At 48.1% G+C, this 22,384-nt stretch carries 21 protein-coding genes; 3 read left to right on the forward strand and 18 right to left on the reverse strand.

Going from position 1 to position 22,384, the window contains the following annotated elements; translation table 11 throughout:
* Nucleotides 1-371 precede the first annotated feature (371 nt).
* Both ppk1 and hemB read right to left on the reverse strand, forming a co-directional pair.
* On the reverse strand, nt 372-2,585 hold the full coding sequence (gene ppk1 / locus H579_RS0114345) for a polyphosphate kinase 1 (RefSeq protein ID WP_028301262.1): 2,214 nt from the start codon (nt 2,583-2,585) through the stop codon (nt 372-374).
* A gap of 42 nt (nt 2,586-2,627) precedes the next feature.
* Entirely contained in the window at nt 2,628-3,635 is a 1,008-nt protein-coding gene (hemB, locus tag H579_RS0114350) for a porphobilinogen synthase (RefSeq protein WP_028301263.1), read from the reverse strand.
* A gap of 419 nt (nt 3,636-4,054) precedes the next feature.
* Between hemB and H579_RS25770 the strand changes: the two genes are divergently transcribed.
* Together H579_RS25770 and elbB are read left to right on the forward strand one after the other, a co-directional pair.
* On the forward strand, nt 4,055-4,867 hold the full coding sequence (locus H579_RS25770; protein ID WP_036566350.1) for a sterol desaturase family protein: 813 nt from the start codon (nt 4,055-4,057) through the stop codon (nt 4,865-4,867).
* A gap of 57 nt (nt 4,868-4,924) precedes the next feature.
* Entirely contained in the window at nt 4,925-5,584 is a 660-nt protein-coding gene (gene elbB, locus H579_RS0114360) for an isoprenoid biosynthesis glyoxalase ElbB (RefSeq protein ID WP_028301264.1), read from the forward strand.
* Nucleotides 5,585-5,683: 99 nt separating this feature from the next.
* On the opposite strand, the gene H579_RS0114365 is transcribed toward elbB, so the two are convergent.
* The 16 genes from H579_RS0114365 to H579_RS0114445 form a co-directional block, all read right to left on the reverse strand.
* A complete protein-coding gene (locus H579_RS0114365) occupies nt 5,684-6,874 on the reverse strand; it encodes an HD-GYP domain-containing protein (protein WP_028301265.1) in 1,191 nt (396 codons plus the stop codon).
* A gap of 23 nt (nt 6,875-6,897) precedes the next feature.
* The gene (locus H579_RS0114370; protein WP_036566351.1) at nt 6,898-7,692 is read right to left on the reverse strand and encodes an oxygen-binding di-iron domain-containing protein; all 795 of its coding nucleotides are present in this window, start codon (nt 7,690-7,692) and stop codon (nt 6,898-6,900) included.
* A gap of 85 nt (nt 7,693-7,777) precedes the next feature.
* The gene (locus H579_RS0114375; protein ID WP_211224724.1) at nt 7,778-8,635 is read right to left on the reverse strand and encodes an oxygen-binding di-iron domain-containing protein; all 858 of its coding nucleotides are present in this window, start codon (nt 8,633-8,635) and stop codon (nt 7,778-7,780) included.
* Nucleotides 8,636-8,908: 273 nt separating this feature from the next.
* The gene (gene tatC / locus H579_RS0114385) at nt 8,909-9,703 is read right to left on the reverse strand and encodes a twin-arginine translocase subunit TatC (RefSeq protein WP_028301269.1); all 795 of its coding nucleotides are present in this window, start codon (nt 9,701-9,703) and stop codon (nt 8,909-8,911) included.
* A 2-nt stretch (nt 9,704-9,705) separates the two neighbouring features.
* Nucleotides 9,706-10,149 carry a Sec-independent protein translocase protein TatB gene (gene tatB / locus H579_RS0114390; RefSeq protein WP_028301270.1) on the reverse strand — a complete coding sequence of 148 codons (444 nt, stop codon included), beginning with the start codon at nt 10,147-10,149 and terminating at the stop codon, nt 9,706-9,708.
* Nucleotides 10,150-10,165: 16 nt separating this feature from the next.
* The gene (gene tatA / locus H579_RS0114395; protein WP_028301271.1) at nt 10,166-10,429 is read right to left on the reverse strand and encodes a Sec-independent protein translocase subunit TatA; all 264 of its coding nucleotides are present in this window, start codon (nt 10,427-10,429) and stop codon (nt 10,166-10,168) included.
* Nucleotides 10,430-10,511: 82 nt separating this feature from the next.
* Entirely contained in the window at nt 10,512-10,844 is a 333-nt protein-coding gene (locus H579_RS0114400) for a phosphoribosyl-ATP diphosphatase (RefSeq protein ID WP_028301272.1), read from the reverse strand.
* A gap of 133 nt (nt 10,845-10,977) precedes the next feature.
* The gene (gene ubiB, locus H579_RS25775) at nt 10,978-12,609 is read right to left on the reverse strand and encodes a ubiquinone biosynthesis regulatory protein kinase UbiB (protein ID WP_084624150.1); all 1,632 of its coding nucleotides are present in this window, start codon (nt 12,607-12,609) and stop codon (nt 10,978-10,980) included.
* Between the two features lie 33 nt (nt 12,610-12,642).
* Nucleotides 12,643-13,338: a ubiquinone biosynthesis accessory factor UbiJ gene (locus H579_RS0114410; protein WP_028301273.1), complete on the reverse strand. Its 696-nt coding sequence runs from the start codon at nt 13,336-13,338 to the stop codon at nt 12,643-12,645.
* A gap of 1 nt (nt 13,339) precedes the next feature.
* Nucleotides 13,340-14,101 (reverse strand): bifunctional demethylmenaquinone methyltransferase/2-methoxy-6-polyprenyl-1,4-benzoquinol methylase UbiE, encoded by a 762-nt coding sequence (gene ubiE / locus H579_RS0114415; protein WP_028301274.1) that lies wholly within the window; start codon nt 14,099-14,101, stop codon nt 13,340-13,342.
* A 99-nt stretch (nt 14,102-14,200) separates the two neighbouring features.
* Nucleotides 14,201-14,587: a gamma-butyrobetaine hydroxylase family protein gene (locus H579_RS0114420; RefSeq protein WP_028301275.1), complete on the reverse strand. Its 387-nt coding sequence runs from the start codon at nt 14,585-14,587 to the stop codon at nt 14,201-14,203.
* A gap of 176 nt (nt 14,588-14,763) precedes the next feature.
* Complete coding sequence (gene hslU / locus H579_RS0114425; protein WP_028301276.1) at nt 14,764-16,083, reverse strand: ATP-dependent protease ATPase subunit HslU; 1,320 nt, start codon at nt 16,081-16,083, stop codon at nt 14,764-14,766.
* A 30-nt stretch (nt 16,084-16,113) separates the two neighbouring features.
* Nucleotides 16,114-16,638 (reverse strand): ATP-dependent protease subunit HslV, encoded by a 525-nt coding sequence (gene hslV, locus H579_RS0114430; protein ID WP_028301277.1) that lies wholly within the window; start codon nt 16,636-16,638, stop codon nt 16,114-16,116.
* A 173-nt stretch (nt 16,639-16,811) separates the two neighbouring features.
* A complete protein-coding gene (locus tag H579_RS0114435) occupies nt 16,812-17,387 on the reverse strand; it encodes an SPOR domain-containing protein (protein ID WP_028301278.1) in 576 nt (191 codons plus the stop codon).
* Nucleotides 17,388-17,390: 3 nt separating this feature from the next.
* Nucleotides 17,391-19,151: an arginine--tRNA ligase gene (gene argS, locus H579_RS0114440; RefSeq protein WP_028301279.1), complete on the reverse strand. Its 1,761-nt coding sequence runs from the start codon at nt 19,149-19,151 to the stop codon at nt 17,391-17,393.
* A gap of 162 nt (nt 19,152-19,313) precedes the next feature.
* Nucleotides 19,314-21,719, reverse strand: coding sequence for a primosomal protein N' (locus tag H579_RS0114445; RefSeq protein ID WP_028301280.1), 2,406 nt, complete (start codon nt 21,717-21,719; stop codon nt 19,314-19,316).
* 157 nt (nt 21,720-21,876) lie between these two features.
* On the opposite strand from H579_RS0114445, the gene rpmE reads away from it, so the two are divergent.
* Nucleotides 21,877-22,089, forward strand: a complete 213-nt coding sequence (gene rpmE / locus H579_RS0114450; RefSeq protein WP_028301281.1) for a 50S ribosomal protein L31 — start codon at nt 21,877-21,879, stop codon at nt 22,087-22,089.
* Nucleotides 22,090-22,384 lie beyond the last annotated feature (295 nt).

The following is a 22,384-nucleotide window of genomic DNA, read 5'->3' on the forward strand; positions in this document are numbered from 1 at the left end:
TACAGCATTCAAACCTCTTGTCAACAGTGATTTGAAATTTATTTTCAAATCGTCTTTTTCAAAACGGTTAAAAACTTTTGAAAAATCAGACTGTTGCGGTGCTGCTCGAGGTCTTACCCCGTGACAGCGAGGGCGTATTATACGCACAGAAGACCAAAGCACAACCCCTATTTTCACTTTTTTGTAAAAAAGTTTCAAAACGGCTGAAATAGAGCACCTGCAGGCAGGCTCAGAAACCAAAGAAGTGGTGCAAGGGAATAGGATAAGAAGAAAGAAGAAAGAATAGCAAAACAAAACGCCAGCTTACGCTGGCGTTTATCAAATGATTATTGCTATAACCTATAAGCAGTCAGAGCAACAATTAATCTCTACTAACTCTGCTGAGCATAGGCATCCAGCAACGTCTCTTGTGCACTCACTTCTTCAACTTCATCTTCCCGGCTACCAAGAATAGAAAGATACTGCCCGTCAGGTTGCAGCTCCCAACTCTGACAGTTATCCAACAAATAAGTCTCCAGATCGTTCTTCACTCTCTGCGCCAGTTTTTTCGTTGTAACCGGGAAACAAGTCTCAACACGCTTATAAAGATTACGTTCCATCAAATCGGCACTGGCGCAGTAGACCTCATCATCACCGTCATTCTGGAAATAGTACACACGGGTATGTTCCAGGAAGCGACCAATAATCGAGCGCACCTTAATATTCTCAGACACGCCCTTGATACCTGGGCGCAGACAGCACATTCCGCGAATAATCAGATTGCATTCAACGCCTGCCTGAGAAGCACGATACAGCGCCTTGATCGTTTTCGGATCAGTCAGAGAGTTACACTTAAAGATCAAACGCGCCGGTTTGCCCGCTTGCGCCAGCTCAATTTCACGATCAATCTTCTCGACCAGCGTTTTCTGCAACGTAAACGGCGCATGCAGCAGCTTCTTCATATTCAGTGTTTTGCCCATACCGGACAGCTGCAGGAATACTTTGTGGACATCTTCACACAGCTGAGAATCACTGGTCAGGAAGCTATAGTCCGTATACAACTTGGCTGTTTTAGCATGGTAGTTACCCGTCCCCAAGTGAGCATAGTGACGGATCTTATTATCTTCGCGGCGCACGATATGCATCATCTTAGCATGTGTTTTATAAGCCACCACACCATAGATCACCACAGCACCAGCTTCTTGCAGACGACTGGCTAGTTGCAGGTTATCCGCTTCATCAAAACGGGCACGCAATTCAACTACGACCGTGACCTCTTTACCGTTACGGGCAGCTTCGACTAAAGCATCGACAATTTCTGAATCAGGCCCCGTACGATATAGCGTTTGCTTGATCGCCAAGACATCAGGATCACGAGCAGCTTCACGCAACAGATCGATAATCGGAGTAAAGGACTCAAATGGATGCTGAAGCAGAATATCGTTCTGTTGCATCGCCTCCAGAATACTATTCCCTCGGCGCAGCTGTTTTGCTGTTCCTGGTGTAAACATTGGATACATCAGATTTGGACGATCCACTGCGCCCATCACGGCCATCAGGCGGGTCAGGTTAACCGGCCCGTTGACTTTATACAGCTCCTGCTCGGTCAGACCAAACTGTTGCAACAGTACTTCGATCAACTCTTCAGGGCAGTTATCAACCACTTCAAGACGAACCGCGTCGCCATAACGACGGGATAGTAACTCACCACGCAGAGCGCTAGCCAGATCACTCACTTCTTCAGGATCGACCACCATATCGGCATTGCGGGTTAGACGGAACTGATAGCATCCCTTAACTTTCATCCCCGGGAACAGCCCTTCTGCGTGCGCATGAATCATAGAAGACAGGAAGACAAAGTTATCGCCTTCTTCGGTGACTTCACTCGGCACACGAATCAAACGCGGCAGAGAACGCGGCGCTGGAATAATGGCCAAACCACCTTCGCGACCAAAGGCATCTTTACCTTCCAGCTCAACAATAAAGTTGAGGCTTTTGTTCACCAGGCGTGGGAAAGGGTGTGAAGGGTCCAAACCGATTGGACTGATAATCGGCTGAATCTGATCATAAAAGAAGTCAGATACCCAGGCTGCTTGCGCTTTATTCCAATCAGCACGACGCAGAAAGCGAATGCCTTCCTCTTCCATCGCTGGAATCAGCTGATCATTCAGGATGCTGTACTGACGTTCAACTTCACCATGACAGATATCACTGATCTGGCGCATCACCTCTTGCGGCATCAAACCGTCTGCATCGCTTTTCTCACGACTGAAGGCCACCTGACGCTTCAGACCTGCAACACGGATTTCAAAAAACTCATCCAGATTACTGCTGAAGATCAGCAGGAACATCAAACGATTTAACAGTGGATGAGAAGTATCCAGTGCCTGTTCCAGCACCCGGATATTAAACTGTAAGTGGCTGAGTTCACGGTTGATATACAGCTCAGAATTATCCAGACTGATTTCGTTTTCAGCTTCTTCCGCTGTTTTACCGCGAGTACCGCTATCTGAACGATTAATTCTCAAAATAGGTCGCCCTGAGCCGCCATCTGGGAGGATAGTGTCATCACTTGGGGGTGGCGCAGATTGGTTCGTTTGATCCATTGGTAACTCTCCGTAGCATACATAGCCTCCACCCCGCAAGAATCAGCGTTGCAGTAATTGTGCTGCGCGCTTAGCAAAATAGGTTAGCACACCGTCTGCTCCTGCGCGCTTGATGCACATGAGTGATTCCAGTGTTACAGCTTCCTCAGAAAGCCAACCCTTTTCGAAAGCCGCCATATGCATCGCATATTCACCGCTAACCTGATAAACAAAGGTGGGTACTTTTAATTCATGTTTGACCCTATGCACGATGTCCAGATATGGCATGCCTGGTTTCACCATCACCATATCCGCACCTTCGGCCAGATCCAACGCCACTTCATGCAGTGCTTCATCCGAATTGGCGGGATCCATTTGATAACTAAACTTATTGCCCTTCCCCAGATTACCTGCCGAACCGACTGCATCACGGAAGGGGCCGTAATAGCTGGAAGCGTACTTGGCTGAATAAGCCAAAATACGGGTATTCACCAAGTTTTCCTGTTCAAGAATCTGACGAATAGAACCAATACGACCATCCATCATATCCGATGGTGCCACCACGTCCGCACCCGCTTCTGCGTGAGACAGGGCCTGTTTTACCAGAGTTTCAACCGTACGGTCATTCAACACATAGCCATTCTCATCTAAGATGCCATCCTGACCATGAATCGTGTATGGATCCAGTGCAACATCTGTGATGATACCCAACTCTGGGTGCTGGTCTTTCAGTGCCTTAACAGCACGCTGCACCAAACCATTAGCACTATAGGCTTCTTCAGCAAACTCGGTCTTCACGTCCTGGGATAACACAGGAAACAGGGCAATGGCAGGAATACCCAAATCAACCAGCTCTTTTGCTTCTTTCAGCAATAGATCCAGACTCATACGCTCAACACCTGGCATAGATGCCACGGCTTCGCGCCGATCTTCTCCACCCAAAACAAACACAGGATAGATCAGGTCATCGACACTGAGTTGATTTTCACGCATTAAACGACGGGAAAAGTCGTCTGCACGCATGCGACGCATACGCGTTGCTGGAAATAATCTTTGGCCAGAATTAAACACTCTTTTGGGCGCTCCGTTTTCAAAGGAGATTCACCTGCCGAAACCAAGTATCTGCCAGCAATATGACAAAAATATTTCAATCGGCAGAGTTCTGATAAATCAATAGGCTAGAGCACTCTTCCGTCGCCATCCAACGCGAAAGCAGCTATATGCATAACTGTTGTTCTGCCTGATATTTTCATTAATCTACATTGCGAAATAAAAGGATTCTGATACTTTCTGCTCTAGGCATTCGAAAATATCAACGCCTTGTTCCAGCAACCTTTATTTCACTATTTATTAACAAGCGCACAATACTCCCGCTCCCCAAGCAGAAAATCAAGTCACAAAATCAGGCAAATAAAGGGTTTGACCGAAACTTAGGCCTGCTTCAGCATGTCTAATTCGTTGTTACCACCGTCAAGATTAAAGGGTTGACCATGGATGAAGCCAGCATTCGACTTAGTATCTTTATCACTTTGCTTGTACTATTGACACTGGGACAACAGTTATTTCCCAGGCGCAAGCCTCTGCACTCAACACCTAAACGCTGGCTGACTAACTTTTCTATTGTCATTATCGATAGCCTGCTCGTTCGGGGTCTACTCGGTGTCCTATTACCCGTTCTGGTCGCTCAATGGAGTACAGAGCAGCAATGGGGCCTGTTTAACCTATTGTCGCTACCTGACGTCATAACAGTTATTTTGTGCGTTGTGTTATTGGATGGCTTAATTTACTGGCAGCACCGTCTATTTCACAATAGACCCACACTGTGGCGCTTACACCGTGTACACCATTATGATAAGGATTATGACTTATCCACAGCCCTGCGTTTTCACCCCTTTGAAATTCTGCTTTCAGTACTGATCAAAAACCTAGCCATTATTATCCTTGGCGCACCGGCTCTGGCCGTATTGATCTTTGAAAGCCTGTTGAGCGGTATGGCACTATTTAATCATGCCAACCTCAAGCTCCCACTAAAACTCGACATTATGTTGCGTCGCTTTATCGTCACCCCAGATATGCATAGGGTCCATCACTCTATCTACAACAATGAGATGCACCGTAACTTTGGCTTTAATCTCAGTATATGGGATCGCTGGTTTAACAGTTACGTAGCACAACCAAAAGATGGTCATAAACAGATGATGATCGGCCAACCGGAAAGTCAGCAATTGCCAACAAACAATCTATTCTGGTTAATGTGGCCTGCTCTAAAACAACCGATACAACATAAAACAAAAACTGACTAAGCTTTAAAACATCCGGCCCTGAAAAGATCAGGGCCAGACAAACTCCAGGAGACGAGTATGCAAAATAAAAAAGTTGCTGTTGTATTATCCGGCTGCGGCGTCTTTGATGGCGCTGAGATCTACGAGTCCACCCTGACTCTGCTGCGCCTTGATCAGAATCAGGTCAGCGTAACCTGCTTTGCCCCAGATATAGAGCAGATGCATGTGGTCGATCATAGAACAGGGGAAACTATGGCTGAAAGCCGCAACGTGCTGACCGAAGCCAGCCGGATTAACCGCGGTAGCGTCCAACCTATGAATGAAGCCAATGCAGATGATTTTGACGCCATTATCGTCCCCGGTGGTTTTGGTGTCGCCAAAAACCTATCTGATTTTGCTGTCGAAGGCTCCGAATGCTCAGTATTGCCTGAATTTGCACAGCTGATACAAAGCTTCCGGGCTCAGAATAAGCCCATCGGTATGATCTGCATTGCCCCAGCGTTACTGCCTAAAATTTTGGGCTCTGGTGTAAGCTGCACCATAGGTTACGACGCCGCCACTGCAGGCCAGATCAATCATATGGGCGGTATACATATCAGCTGCGATGCGGGCAACGTAGTGATTGATCACGAGAACAAAGTGGTTTCTACCCCAGCTTATATGGAAGCTCAAAATATATCTCAGGCAGCAGAAGGTATCTTCAAACTGGTCGATAAGGTTCTTGCAATGGCACAATAGAGACGCCCTATTCTCTAAATACTCCGCACACTGAAAAACGCCTTTAAATTGCCAGCCGGTATTTATTCGACTGAGAGGGCGGTATTGCAACCTCTCTGGTTAGCGATTAAGGCGTTTTTTCTCAACCCTCAAGGCTTGTATTCCCCACAACATAGCCGGGTTTACAGAGACCTTGTCACTAACAGAGCAAGTGGATCGAATTGAAAACTCATCCTGTTCCGTGTTTCTACGCCTAGGGTTCAGAAAAACATTACCATCCGGTTTTCTCACACTGGCAACCAAGGGCTCTTTTGGACTTTCTGTACGCCCAACAACGACTGCTAACTCCCCATTTTGCAATTTGACATAAACACCCGGTGGATAAAGTCCCAACTCATGCACAAAGAGAGAGGTCAATTTTTCATCGACAGACAGGCCTCGTTGTACAAAAAGTTCACGCAAGGTTTCTTTATGCGATACGGCCTCACGATATGGCCTTGGTGTTACCATGGCACAATACACATCGGCCAAAGCTATAATTTTGGCCTCAATAGGTAGCGTTTTTGCACTTAAGCGTCGAGGATAACCTTCACCACTCGGACGCTCATGATGACTGCGCACCAACTGAAGCCAATCATTGTCACCAATACCTGATGAAGCCAGGATAGCAGCACTAACATCAGGGTGCTTTTCAATCACCTCTCTCTGCTGCTCAGTTAACGGTTTGCGCTGCTGGTGTAGCTTAACCTGATAACCATTCATAGAAATATTGCTCGTTAGCGCAGCAGCTAACATGGATAAGCGCTTCTCCTGCTTAATCTTCAACCGGGAGGCGATGACTTCACACAGAATCCCCATCTGAATAGGATGCAGGACATGATAGGGGAAATTATCCATCAAATGGACTGCCCCTATCATCGCATCCATATTATGAGCAACCAAACCCTGCAGATAAGTCACAATCCCCATAGTGCGCTTATATACAGCACCTTCAGGAGGTGTCTCTTTCTTTTCAATATAAAGAAACAGTTCCGATAAGCGCAGGCACAGATCATCAAACTCCGCAAACGGATTGATCGGGCGATTAAAGCTCACCGGTTTGAGCCAATCATCTTCTTTCTCTTCCTCGGGCTCCTCACGGGCATAAAGCCCTACCCGAAGCAGGATTTCCCGTTGTCGCTCAGTGCGAATAATTGAGCCTTTCGCCATCAACAGCTTGCCAAACTCATCATAGACCGGCCAGGGAACCGGCTTATCCAGTTCAATATCCTGAGAGTTAATAGCACTGAACTCAAATTCTTTCATGAGCATAACAGCTTCCCTCTTGCCTATGCCTAAAAACGCTCATCACGATAGATCTGCTCAATATAATCGCCGCCACAACGCAGCTCACTAAACCAGGATAAAAAATTCTCAACCTGCTCTTGCGGAAAGATGGCACCATGCTGAGGAACGATCATTTTAATATCCAGCTTACGCACCAACTCGACCCAACGGGCACACACCTGATTACTGTGCATGTAACGTTTGTGGAAACCTTCCATATACTTGAGATGGCTCTCGAAATTATCCACAAACATATAGCGCTCTCCTGTCGGAAAAATAGCCGCCCCAATATCCCCTGAAAACAATATGCCTGAGCGACTGTCGTAGATACTGAAATTACCTTCACTGTGTAAAAAATGCGCAGGGATCATGGCAATATAATCACCAGAATCCAATGTGATACGCCCACCACCATCTGGTACCGGTGTTACTCGATCGACATCTTCAAGACCAAAGTGAGAGACAAAATGCAACCACAACCGTGAGATCAGCAGATCGGCATCTGTGGTTTTCATCCAGTAGGGAATTGAAGAACAAACATCCGGGTCCTGATGCGTAGCAAAGAGGTAACGAATCTGACGAGGATTAATGACCCGCATAATATTTTCCAGCACATGGTGAAAAACATAAGTGCCACCGGGATCAAACAGATAGCCTTTATCATGATTAACAACAAGGCATTGGTTGGTCTGTACAAAAGCATCAGCGCCTTCTGCTTCCTCCCAGCCAAACCAAACGACCTGATGTTCATCATCTTCATACAGGATTTTGCTTTCTTCGACTCGTGTAATTTGCTGTTCCATATGCCCACCTCTCTTTTTGTTCTTCATCGGGGGATCACACCAGGCTGAAAGGGAAGATGCCCCTCCCTGCCATTAGCTTTATGTATCAGTTCAACGCGTTGTCATAGATCTGCTCGATCAAATCTGTTCCACACTCCAGCTGTTCTAACCAGTCCAGAAAATCATCAACCATTGACGCCGGTATGACTGCACCGTGCTGCGGTACGATACGCTCAATCTCCAGGCCACGCACACTACGAACCCAACGCCGCAGGGCTATATTATTAGCCATATAGCGCCGATGAAATCCAGCCATGTACTGCACCTGTTTTTGCCAGTCATCCGCTATCAGATAACGTTCGCCTTTCGGAAAGACAGATGCCCCTATATCTCCTGTAAACAGGGTCTTAGACCGGGTATCGTAGAAACAGAAATTCCCCTCGCTGTGTAAAAAGTGCGCAGGTAAGAGCTGAATATAAGCATTATCTTCCAAACGTATCTGCTTACCATGATCTTCAATAGGTACGAGACGGGAGTTATCACTAAAACCAAAATGAGAAACAAAGCGAACCCAAAGGCGAGAGATTAATAAGCGGGCTTCGGTCGCTTTTAACCAGAGGGTAATCGATGAAAGCACATCAGGGTCCTGATGTGTCGCAAGAATATAACGAATCTGATGCAAAGGAAGGTATTTACTCACCTCGGCTGCAACTTCAGAAAAAATAAATGCACCACCGGGATCCAGCAGGTAGCCATTTTCACCATGAATAATCAGCAGCTGATTGGATTGTACTAAAGACTCATGTTCCTGATCTTCCCAACCGAACCAGATCACCTGATGATCATCGTCTTCAAACAAAATCCTGCTACTGTCTACCATATACTGAACCTCCCTGTAATATTGTTTCTGCGTCACTTGCGTCAGTGCAGAAGCGAGCGCTGGTGTTTCACCAAGACAGGCCATTAGAAGGCACCTTCTTGATAATTAAGTTGATCTAAAACAACAGCAGCTACACATATGGCAAATCTCTTACAGAGAAATGTCAGATCTCTGACATTATTGAGTAGTGCAGATCACTACAAAGCGAAATATAGAATCGCAAATAATAGAAAAGACAGACCGGCATTGAGAACGTATTACAGAAAAGAGAGAAAAGATGAAGCAGGCAGACAAGAGATAAAAAGATTAAAAATCATTCAAAAGAAGTGGGTAGTATCCTGAAAAAGAAAAGCAGGATTACTCCTGCTCTTCGTTTTCCGCTTTGGCTTTTTCCTGAGAACGTTTAACCAAGCGCCCCATTAAAATGCCCAGTTCATACAGAATCCACATTGGCACTGCCAACAAAGTCTGTGAAATCACATCAGGCGGGGTCAGCAACATGCCAATGACAAAACAGAAGATCACCACATAAGGGCGCTTCTCTGACAGGGACTCTACCGTAGTAATACCTGTCCAAATCAGAATAAAGGTCGCCACTGGGATCTCAAATGCGACGCCAAAGGCAAAAAACAGTTTGAGAACAAAGTTTAGATAGGAGTTGATGTCCGTCATCACCGCCACATCACCAGGGCCTGCCGAGGTGAAAAAGGCGAAGATAAGCGGGAATACCACGTAATACGCAAATACCGCGCCAGCATAAAATAGAAAGATACTGGATGCCAGTAATGGCATCGCAATTTTCTTTTCATGCTGATATAAACCCGGCGCAATAAAACTCCAAGCCTGATAAAGGATATAAGGAATCGCTCCGAAAATAGCCAGCACCAAGGTTAACTTGAAAGGAGCCAGAAAAGGCGATGCGACCTCAGTTGCAATCATCTGAGTGCCTTCTGGCAACAGCTCTCGCAACGGCTCAGACACGATCATATACAGATCATTAGCAAAGGGGTACATACCGATAAAAAGACAGATCACCACCAGGACACTGCGCAGCAAGCGGCCACGCAGCTCAATCAGGTGCTCAATCAAGGGAGCATGCTTACCCTGCTGTTCATCAATTGGAGGCAGCTGGGGTTGTTCACTCTGAGTCATATTTAACCTTTACGCTCCGGTGGAGTCGTGCCAAAAGGCCCTTCATCCTGAACAGAATCTCTTTTATCGCTTACTGTTGCAGAGTCCATAGCCGAAGCCACATCAGAATGGCCAGTGGTACCGGAATGATCAGAAGTTGGCGTCATATCTGTCGCATTCAGATCAACAGTGGAAGTGTTTGCATTAGCGGGTTTGGCCTCTGTAATGGATTGCTCCTGCTGACGCAGGGTATCTTCCAGCTTACGTCGGTTTTCCTCCAGCTGACGCTGCATCTCTTCCAGATGCAGTTGCTGATTCACTTCCTGCTGAATCGAACTAACGCTCTGCTTAATGCGCCCAATCCACAATCCAGCGGTACGTGCGGCTTTTGGCAGACGTTCTGGTCCTAAAACCAGTAACGCCAGAACGCCAATCACCATGAGTTCAAAAAAACCGATATCAAACATCGTCTTGTCTCACGACTTACTTTTTAGGTTCGGTTTTTTCAGCCGTGCCTTCGATAACCTGGTCAGACTCTTTCTTTTCGATAGAGGTCTTAGCTTGGTTATTCTGATTACTGTCGTCTTTGTCTTTATCATCACCGTCTGGGTTGCTAACGGCTTCTTTAAAGCCTTTAACCGCACCGCCAAGATCACCACCCAGATTACGCAGCTTTTTTGTTCCGAAAATCAGAATGATAATGCCCAGAACAATCAGTAGCTGCCAAATGCTGATACCACCTAACATAACTCTCTCCCGTATTTCTCACCGGTACCTATGCCGGAGTTTTTCATCGGCACAAGTACCGATAATAATGTTGCAATAATAATTATGATTTTGTACGTGAAGCTTTTTCTTCCAAGCCTGACATACCAAAACGTCGTGCCAACTCATCCAGTACCGCCTGAGGAGACTCACCCAGGTGAGAAAGAGCTACCAAGCTATGGAACCAGAGATCGGCTGTTTCGTAAATCACTTCTGAGTGATCACCGCTATGCTGTGCATCTTTGGCTGCAATAATGGTTTCAGTGGCTTCTTCACCCACCTTCTCCAGAATTTTATTCAGACCTTTATGATGCAGCTTAGCTACATAGGATGTATCAGGATCTGCATGACGACGCTGCTCTAGTATGTCGCCTAATTGTTGCAGAACATCACTCATATACCACCTCTGTTTCTCGTTTTGCTCAAGCGCCCTGTGGGGGTCACCAAGCATAAAGTAATTTCTCTAATGACACCACGCCTAACGGTATTACACTGAATAACCGGAACTCAACAATTTCGTCCCTAACGCCTTAACGACGGGTCAGAAAGAAAACACCGCCAGCTAATAATAACTGTGAGTAAAATGGTAGCTCCACCAACCACTGCCAACCATCAGATGCCGATAATAACGCGATCAATACCAGTAACCAGCCCAGAGACGCAGAGGTCAGACGACCACGTTTTTCTGTCGCATCAGTCATACGGCTCAACAACTGCTCCTGACGCTGTTGGCGCTCTTCGAAACGTTGAGCCTGCTCCAAAGCGCCAAACACCATATTGGGTACTTCCGGGAACTGCTCCATCCAATTCGGGAACTGGCTGCGCATATTCTTCCACACACCTTTAGGCCCCATACGCTGCTTCATCCAATCTTCCAGGTAAGGCTTCGCCGTGCTCCAAAGATCCAGATCCGGGTACAGCTGTCGACCCAAACCTTCAATATTAAGCAGTGTTTTCTGCAACAGCACCAACTGTGGCTGCACTTCCATATTAAAGCGTCGCGCTGTCTGGAACAGGCCTAACAATACCAGACCAAAAGAGATCTCTTTCAGAGGCTTCTCGAAGATAGGTTCACACACGGAACGAATCGCCGTAGCAAACTCATTCACCCGCGTACCTTCTGCCACCCAGCCAGACTCGATATGCAGCCGGGCCACCTCGTAGTAATCCTGACGGAAAAATGCGAGCAGGTTCCGAGCCAGATAGTGCTGATCCTCTTCCGACAGCGTGCCCACAATACCGCAATCGATACCGATATATTGAGGGTCATGAGGGTTGTCATAGGAGACAAAAATATTGCCCGGATGCATATCCGCATGGAAAAAATTATCCCGGAACACCTGGGTAAAAAACACCTCCACACCACGCTCGGCCAATTTCTTCATATTGACGTTATGGGCGTATAAGGTATCGACCTCAGCAACAGGAATACCGTAGATACGTTCCTGTACCATGACATTACGTCGCGTCAGCTCCCAGTGGACCTGAGGCACATATAACGCAGGGGAACCGTCAAAGTTACGCTTGAGTTGTGAGGTATTCGCCGCTTCTTTTTGCAGATCCAGCTCATCAAACAGCGTGGCTTCATAATCGGCCACAATATCCACCGGATGCAGACGCTTCGCTTCAGGCACCCAACGCTGCAGGCTATGGGCCAGGGTATAGAGCAGCTTGATATCCTTACGCAGCACCTTTTTGATACCCGGACGGATTACCTTTACAACGACTTTCTCACCGCTATGCAGCTCAGCAGCATGGACCTGAGCAATGGATGCCGAAGCCATGGGCTGACGTTCAAAGCTTTTAAACAGCTCATCAACAGGTTTGCCCAAAGCATACTCAATCTCTTTCACCGCAATATCACTGGCAAAAGGCGGCACCTGATCCTGCAGTTTTTTCAGTTCGTCTGCGATATCATCCGGTAGCAGATCCCGGCGGGTGGATAGCATCTGGCCAAACTTAACAAAAATCGGCCCCAGCTCTTCCAGCACCAGACGCAGACGCTCACCTCGACTTTCATCCCCCATAGGAATCAAACGAAATGGTGAGCACTTCAATAGCAGCACCAGAAACCACGGCAGTCGCTCCATAGGAATCAAACAATCCAGACGGTGGCGACTAATAACAGCGATGATTTTTAACAGACGACGCAGGCGAGACACAGTGACTCCAATATCAGGGCAGGCTACCCGGTGTTATTCCGTAGATGACGCGGGACTGTTATCAGCCCCCTGAGATGGCTCAGAAGATGTAGTGTTTGAAGACTGTTGAGCCTGCAGTTGCTGGATACGGTTTTGCAATCGCTGCGCACGGGCTTCCAAGCGATCCGTACTTTGACGTAACTGATTCACCCCTTTCCCGTGAGCGGAAATCTCGTACTCGCCGGGCAGTAAAGCGATCTCTTCCTGCAGATACTCCTGCCAATCCGCCCGACTGCTATTCAATACCGATTTAGGCCATTGAGACAGCTGACGTAATGGGCTCAGTAAAAGATTCGCGGGCACCACACCCAAAGGCTTTTCCAACAAGCCCTGCCAGTCCAGATCCAACTGAGTAAAGATGCCTTGCAGGCGACGCACCAGCTGAGCATCCCCTAACAGGGAGATATCTCCTTGAAACAACAGACGCTCCTGCTCTTTGCCCGCAAGCAGAAAAGCAACAAATTGCTCACGACTGCCCTGCACTTCTGCATCGACGTCGATAGACTGATCCTGTTCAAGATGAATGCCCTGGCTTGAAGGCCAAAGTAACACCGCCAGATCAGGCTGAAAACAACGAATACGCAGCACACGACCATCCAGCTCAGCCAATTGACGCAAGCTGGCCGGATCACGTTTCAAAACAGGATTGATTAACTGTTCTGCGACTTCCAGCAGAGCATGGATCAACATATTACAGCTTCACACCCCGGTGCAGAGCAACAACACCGTTGGTCATATTGTGGTATTCCACACGGGACAGTCCCGCCTCTTCCATCATGCCCTTCAGGGTTTCCTGATCCGGGTGCATACGGATAGATTCCGCCAGATAACGGTAGCTGTCCGCATCATTAGTGATCAGCTTACCCATCATCGGTAGTGCGGTAAACGAGTAGGTATCGTAAATTTTGCTCATCACAGGATTAGTCGGCTTGGAGAACTCCAGCACCAGCAAACGACCGCCAGGCTTCAGAATACGCGCCATGGAGCGCAGCGCCTTATCCTTATCGGTCACATTACGCAGACCAAAAGCGATGGTGATACAGTCAAAGGTATTATCCGGGAACGGTAGACATTCGGCATTAGCCTGGACAAACTCCACATTACCGCTGCAGCCTTTGTCTAACAGCTTGTCACGGCCCACTTTCAGCATGGAATCATTAATATCTGCCAGTACGACTTTGCCTTCAGGACCAACCAGGCGAGAGAACTTCAGTGTCAGATCACCGGTGCCACCTGCAATATCCAGCACGGTATTACCACGACGTACACCGCTCATCTCGATGGTCATGCGTTTCCACAGACGGTGGACACCCATCGACATCAGGTCATTCATCAGATCGTATTTCGCGGCAACGGAGTGAAAAACTTCGGCCACTTTACCGGCTTTCTCTTCTACATTGACCTGCTCATAACCAAAGTGGGTCGTGCTCTTTTCCTTATCTGACTCGGACATGATGGAACCTTAACTGAAAAAAATTGCGCACATTGTAAACCGGCGCAGGTGATTTGTCTTTGCTATTCACCTGCGATTAAAGGCTGACAAAGGTGAAGTTTACAACTGTTTAATCGAGATCAAACTGGGCTCACGACTGGCATTGCCTGCTTCCAGCCTATTGAGATAATCCTGCCAGAATGCATCTTTGTGTTGAGCCACTTCATACAGGTATTCCCAGGAATACAGGCCACTATCATGACCATCATCAAAAGTGATTTTGATAGCATAACTACCGGCCGGTTGGATATTAGTGATAGCAACATACTTTTTACCCACCTGGAGCACCTCAGAACCTTCGCCATGCCCCCTCACTTCCGCTGAAGGAGAATAGACACGCAGGAACTCAGCTTCCAGTTCAAACATCTGGCCATCGGAATAATGCAACTCCAGCAGGTTCGCTTTTTTCCGATACTTAATATCAACAGGCACTTTGGATTGGGACATATCGACCTCTTCTGAACATCTAACCTCAGCTGATCAATGCTACATTGGCTCTATCAATTGCCATTACAGATTTTCAACAAAGAAAAAATAAAACATCACCGTTAAACAAGCATCTAAAACAAAAATGGGCGAAGTCAGACTTCACCCATTTTTGTTATCAACCCCTTCTGCAACACTTACAGAATAAAGCGACTCAGATCTTCATCCATCGCCAGATCGCTCAACTGTCCATTCACATAGTCAGCGTCGATCACTACTTTTTCGGTCATATCACTGGCGTCGAAGGAAACACCCTCAAGCAAACGCTCCATCACGGTATGCAGACGACGGGCACCGATATTCTCTGTACCTTCGTTCACCTGATACGCAATCTCAGCGATACGGGAGATCCCGTCTTCGGTAAACTCAATATCCAGCTCTTCAGTCGCCATCAGAGATTTATATTGCAGCGTCAGAGCCGCATCTGGCTCTGTAAGAATGCGCTTAAAGTCATCCGGCCCCAGAGCTTCCAGTTCAACACGGATCGGTAGACGGCCCTGCAACTCAGGGATCAGATCCGATGGTTTGCTCAGGTGGAAGGCACCAGAGGCAATAAACAGAATATGGTCCGTCTTAACCATGCCGTGTTTGGTGGATACAGTGCTACCTTCAATCAGTGGCAGCAGGTCACGCTGCACACCTTCACGAGACACATCACCACCGCTTTCGGAGCGCTTAGCAACCTTATCGATCTCATCAATAAAGACGATACCGTTCTGCTCAACCGCATCGATGACCTGTGTTTTCAGCTCATCTTCGTTTACCAGCTTAGCGGCTTCTTCATCAGTCGCCTGTTTCAGGGCGTCTTTTACCTTCAGCTTACGCTTTTTGGTACGCTCATTAGACAGGTTAGAGAACATGCTCTGCAGCTGATTGGTCATCTCTTCCATGCCTGGAGGCGCCATAATCTCAACACCCACTTGCGGTGCCGCGACATCAATTTCGATCTCTTTGTCGTCCAGATCACCTTCGCGCAGTTTCTTTCGGAACAGTTGACGGGTATTGCTATCACGAGCCGGTTCTTCATTAAAACCTGCGCGGGCCGGTGGCAGCAGGGCATCCAGAATACGCTCTTCTGCCGCCTCTTCTGCACGGAAACGGACACGCTGCATCTCCTGCTCACGCAACATTTTCATCGCCATATCGGTCAGATCGCGGATAATGGTTTCCACGTCTCGCCCCACATAGCCTACTTCAGTAAACTTAGTGGCTTCAACCTTGATAAACGGAGCGTTAGCCAGCTTGGCCAGACGACGGGCAATTTCGGTTTTACCAACACCCGTTGGGCCTATCATCAGAATATTTTTTGGCGTCACTTCCGCACGCAGCTCTGGATCCAGCTGCATACGGCGCCAGCGGTTTCTTAATGCAATCGCCACAGAACGCTTGGCATTAGCCTGGCCGACAATAAAACGATCCAGTTCAGATACAATTTCACGTGGAGTCATCTGGGACATAATCTATCTTTTCCTTCTCTTGGCCGCTGCTTACCAGCTTAGTTCTTCAATGGTTGGGGAGTGGTTGGTAAAGACACAGATATCTCCCGCCATGGCCAGACTCTTCTGCGCAATCTCGGTTGCAGACAGATCCGTATTCTCATGCAGAGCACGGGCTGCAGCTAAAGCAAAGTTACCGCCAGAGCCGATGGCAACAACGCCATGCTCCGGCTCAACCACATCACCTGTACCGGAAATTACTAACGAGGCCGTTTTATCCGCCACAATCAGCATAGCCTCTAAGCGACGCAGTGCACGATCCGTACGCCAATCCTTAGCCATCTCAACAGCAGCGCGAACCAGCTGCCCCTGATGCTTTTCAAGCTGAGATTCAAAACGTTCAAACAGAGTAAAAGCATCGGCTGTACCACCAGCAAAACCAGCCAGTACCTGGTTGCGGTATAAACGGCGTACTTTGCGGGCATTGCCTTTCATTACGGTATTACCCAGGGAAACCTGCCCATCGCCAGCTAAAACCACCTGATTATCCCGACGCACAGCTACTATGGTAGTCATTCAATACTCCAGTTATCGCCAAGAACAACGCCTTAGCGCAAACATTTTTTGCAAATATAATGAGGGTAGAATACCCAAAGTAGATAAAGTGGAGGTGAATCCGGGAAATTCAAGCACTGAAAAAGATTAATTCTGATAGCACAGCAGTATCACTGTACTATCAGAAATCAGGACTATTGCGGCAGACGGATTAAGAGAGTTTGCATCTTAGCCCGGGTCACACGATCCTGAGCCTTATTAAGCTTGCGTCGATCTTTAAATGGGCCGATGCGCACCCTATACCAACCATTCTCGGATGTAAGAATACGGGGTTTAAAGCCCATCTCTTTCACGCGATCCATAAAACGCTCAGCATCGGGCTTGGCTTTAAAAGAACCAATCTGAAGATCATATTCAGGTGAATTCTCTGAGTCCCGTGGCGTCGATTTATATTCTGGCACATGCTCCATCACAACCTCTTGTTCAGGCAGCAAGTTATAGAAATCATAACGCTGACGCTCCTGATCCGATTGTTCCTGAGCCGGTGCAACCGTTTGCTCCAATAAATCAGCTGGCGCAGGTGGAATATAAGGCGCAGGACGATCATCATCCACCCAACGGGCTAAACCGAAACCCAGGACAACACCAAAAATCAACCAACTCCAGGCAGGTAACTCTTTACGGGCTACCTCTTCCGTTTCCTCCTGAGGAATCATCGAGGCACCAGCGCCTCGATTAGTGCTGGGTTTACTGGCGAAGTCCCGGGCCATAACTTACATCTCCTCAGGTGCGCTAACACCCAACAGCTGCAGGCCATTTGCCAACACCTGGCGTACCGCTTCACCCAGTGCCAGACGGGCATTACGGATTTGGGCGTCATCTTCCAACACTTTCAGCGCGTTGTAGCAAGAATGGAAATCGCTGGCCAGATCTTTCAGATACTGCGCCATAACGTGCGGCTCATAGTTCAGAGCACAGCTTTCCAGCACCTCAGGGTAACGGGCCAGCGCTACCATCAGATCTTTTTCGTAATCGCTGTCCAGTTTTTCCAGTGCAGCCAGTCCCGCAGCCTGATCAAAACTCCAACCATGCTCAGGCAGCTTACGCATGACGCTGCAAGCACGGGCGTGAGCGTACTGAATGTAGTAAACCGGGTTATCTTTGGATTGGGATTTCGCCAGATCCAGATCGAAGCCCATATGCTGATCAGACTTACGGCTGACATAGAAGAAACGTGCCGCATCGTTACCCACCTCATCACGTAGCTCACGCAGCGTCACGAAGGAACCGGAACGGGTCGACATCTGTACTCGCTCAGAACCACGGTACAGAATCGCAAACTGCACCAGACGGAAGTCCAGTTTATCCAATGGATAACCCAGCGCCTGACACACCGCTTTCAGACGCGGCAGGTAACCGTGGTGATCAGCACCAAACAGGTACAACACCTTGTCAAAACCACGCTCAAACTTGTTGTGCATATAGGCGATATCGGACGCAAAGTAAGTCGTCATACCATTATCGCGTACCACACAACGGTCTTTATCATCACCAAATGCGGTCGAGCGGAACCACTGGGCACCGTTCTCTTCGTAGATATGTCCCGCATCGGTCAGCTTCTTCAGCGCAGTCTCAACATCACCACCACGGGTCAGGGAACGCTCGGAGAACCATTCCTCATATTTAACACCAAACTCGCCCAGATCATTTTCGATATCGCCACGGATATCTTCCAGCGCGATATCAAAGACCTGCTCGTAACCTTCTGCCCCAAGCAAGGCTTTGGCTTGCGCAATCAGACCATCGATATGAGCTTCTTTATCGCCGCCTTGAGGCTCATCAGCCGGTACACCGGCAAAAACGTCAGCCGCCGCTTTTACCAGAGAGGTTTCAAACTGAGCCTGAACCTTAGCGGCGATATCACGGATGTAATCACCCTTATAGCCGTTGCTTGGGAAGTCAAAGCTTTCGCCATTGCTTTCCAGATAACGCAGCCACACGCTGGTGGCCAGAATATCCATCTGACGACCGGCATCGTTGACATAGTACTCACGGTGAACATCAAAGCCTGCCGCAGCCAGCAGATCAGAGACCGTTGCACCGTAAGCCGCGCCACGGCCATGGCCCACGTGCAGAGGTCCGGTTGGGTTAGCCGATACAAATTCCACTTGGATTTTCTGCTTTTGACCCACTTGGCTCAGACCGTATTGATCTTTCTCAGACAGCACCTTGCCCACAACCGCAGTAATGGTGGCCGCACTGGCAAAGAAGTTAATAAAGCCAGGACCCGCGATATCCACCTGGGTCACATTCTGGCTTTCCGGCAGCGCATCAACCAGCTTTTGAGCCAGATCTCGGGGTGCACATCCTGCCGGTTTAGCTAACATCAGAGCAATATTGGTGGCAAAGTCGCCATGGGCCTTATCTTTGGTATTTTCCACCATGATACGTGGCGTCAGGTCGGCAGGTAATACCTCCTGCTGCTTCAGAGTATCAATGGCGCTACCAATCAGTTCTGCAATATGTTCTTTCATTTCGATCCGAATCTGTTAACCAAATAGGGGAAGGGCAATACCCGTCGATAAAAAATATAGCCGGATATTATCGTCTTTATTTACGCTGCTGTTAACTGGAAAATGCGCTCCAGGGCAGGAAATTCGTGCAAGTGTCTTGATTTAGCTTTCGCAACGTAAAGACTACAGCGTTTCCTGAGGGTCCACATCCAGCGACCAACGAACCTTTCGACTTAACGGCTCCATCTCAATCGCCCGTATCAGGATTTCTAAATACTGATGCAAAGCCGCCCGTCGACTTGCCTGCAACCAGATCTGCATATGGTAACGACCAAAACGACGTTCCATAGGCGAGGGCAGAGGCCCAACCCGTTCCAGATCAGGTAAACCCTGTGGATACATTAAGGTAAGCTGGGATTCCGCCGCCTGCATAATCTGTTGTAGAAAACTCTCTACATCCTCACGCCTTGGAGCCTCCGCACGCAATAATGCCATGTAGGTATATGGCGGTAATAACGCATCCTGACGCTGACCCAATAATTGTCGGGAAAACTCGCTGTAGTTATGCTTGGCCAACAGCTTTAACAACTCATCTTCCGGATGATGGGTTTGTACCACGACCTTGCCTTTACGACTGGCCCGCCCCGCTCGTCCAGCCACCTGAGTGAGCAGCTGCCCCATACGCTCCAAACCACGAAAATCGGCACTATAAAAACCACCATCCGCATCCAATACCACCACCAGAGACACTTCCGGGAAATGATGTCCTTTCGCCAACATCTGGGTACCGACCAAAACACAGGGTTTTCCACTACGTACCTGATCCAGTACTTTTTCCATAGCGCCTTTGCGGCTGACACTGTCCCGATCAATCCTCAATACAGGCCAATCACTGAGCGCACGCTCCAACGCCTCTTCGGTACGCTCAGTGCCACTACCCACAGGTTTAAGGTCATGTTTACCACATTTAGGGCAGGATTGAGGGATCGCCCGAACGGTATCACAATGATGGCAGTGAAGTCTGGGCGGTTCTTTATGCAACGTCATACGGGCATCACAATGATTACACTGAGCGATCCATCCACAATCATGACACATCAAGGTCGGGGCAAATCCCCTACGATTGATAAACACCAATACCTGACCGTTACTCTCCAGGTGCTGACGCATCACTTGCAGCAAGCCAAAGTCCACTCCCTGCTGCAAACGACGGTTTTTAATATCATGTAGATAGATTTTTGGTAGCTGACTGGTTTCACCCGCTCTTTGAGTTAACTGCAACCCGTGATAACGCCCGGTTTCGACATTATACAGGCTCTCAAGAGAAGGGGTTGCGGATCCCAATAATACAGGTACCTGACTCATTTTACCGCGCACTACGGCCAGGTCTCGGGCAGAGTAACGGATGCCATCACCCTGCTTATAAGACGCATCATGTTCCTCGTCGACAATAATCAGTCCTAAATCGTGAAAAGGGGCCAGTACAGCAGAGCGGGTGCCGATCAGAATCCGCGCTTTACCATCACGCGCCAGTAACCAGGCATCCAGTCTTTCTTTTTCGTTTAAACCTGAGTGAAAGGTGAGCACAGGGAGAGCAAAACGCTTTTTGAAACGCTGCACAGTTTGTGGCGCTAAACCAATTTCAGGCACCAATACCAGCACTTGACGCTGCTGTTTTAATATTTCAGCAGCAATCTGTAAGTAAACCTCCGTTTTACCGCTGCCTGTAATACCTTCTAACAGGAAAGTGTCTGCAGTATTTGCAACAACCGCCTGCTCTGCAACGCTTACACCATCCTGTTTCTGCAGCAAATCTTTTAGTGCCTGGCTTGGCTCTTTACTCCCCTTTTCTGCACCACTCCTATCTTCACCTTCATTAGCGTCATCATAGGTATCATCAGTCACGGTAGAGCGCCCAAGAACCCGGTCTACAACGAATTGCTGCTGTTTATTCAGCACCAAAGGGACTTCCGCCAATATAGCGGAAGATGCTGTGCTACGAGTTAAATGCTTCGATTGCTGATGGCGGCATACCAGTCCCTTATCCTCCAACGCAGTCATCTGACTGAGAGCAAAGCCCAGTGAGCGCAACACTGTAGCAGCCACTGGTTGCTGATGTTTTTGCAGCTCCTTTAATAAGGCCGCTTGCTTACTGGCACGGCGAATCTGCTGAGGATCCAGCTTGTAACCGCTGAGCGTGGCCTGCCAGTAGGTTTCCTCCTGAATATGCGCGGCACCGCCCTGACGCAACAAAGGCGGCAACATCAAGGCAATCACTTCACCAATAGGCCCATGACAATAGCGAGCTAACCACTGCGCCAGCTGTAACTGCTCTTCACTTAATAAAGACGCATCATCAAGCAGCTCAGCAATAGGCTTCAGTTTTTCCAGCGCTACATCCGGTGTCACCTGACGCTGCATAATGACGCCAATCAGCTCTCGGTTGCGATACGGCACCCGCACCCGTGCCCCCACCGGTAAATAGCTATTTTGCAACTGAGGTGGAATAACATAGTCAAAACAACGCCTTAAAGGGACGGGTAACGCTACTCGTATTACGGATAACTCATCATCAAATAATGAAGGCATCTTTGCCTCTTGCCTATATGAAAATCTCTGCTATTATGCCTCACCCTCTTATGTGACTCATAATACAGACTGCATAAGATAACCGGTTTTTTACTACGACCTTGAACGGTGCCTGGCAAGACCAGGTGGCGGTTCATATTGATAGAGGTTTCCTCCAATGAAAGATGGTATCCATCCTAATTACACCGAAGTGAAAGCAACTTGTACTTGCGGTCACACTTTCGACCTGCGTTCTACTCTGGGCAAAGACCTGCACGTAGACGTATGCTCTCAGTGTCACCCTTTCTACACTGGTAAGCAGAAGCAAGCTTCTACTGGTGGTCGTGTTGACAAGTTCAAGCAGCGTTTTGCAAGCCGCGTTAAGCGCTAAGCAATTGCAGTTTGTAAAAGAGGCACCTTTTGGGTGCCTTTTTTGTTTCCAAGCACACAAATTGCCCTTTAGCATTACGGCCCTCTGCTCTCCCCTCTTTTCTTTCCCTTGCCTGCCCAAACTCGGTAAAAATATTTCACCCGCAACAAGTTATTGTCATCCCTATCTAAAAGTAGCTTATATAAGCACAAAGACTTTCGTGTCAGACTGATTCTACCGCTGACCCATTATGACCCACTGGGCGTAGTCAAATTACAACAGCTTGATTTTCATAGCGTTTTTTTGGAATAAAACC

This window comes from Oceanospirillum beijerinckii DSM 7166 (assembly GCF_000422425.1).
In the GTDB taxonomy this organism is placed as follows: domain Bacteria; phylum Pseudomonadota; class Gammaproteobacteria; order Pseudomonadales; family Halomonadaceae; genus Oceanospirillum; species Oceanospirillum beijerinckii.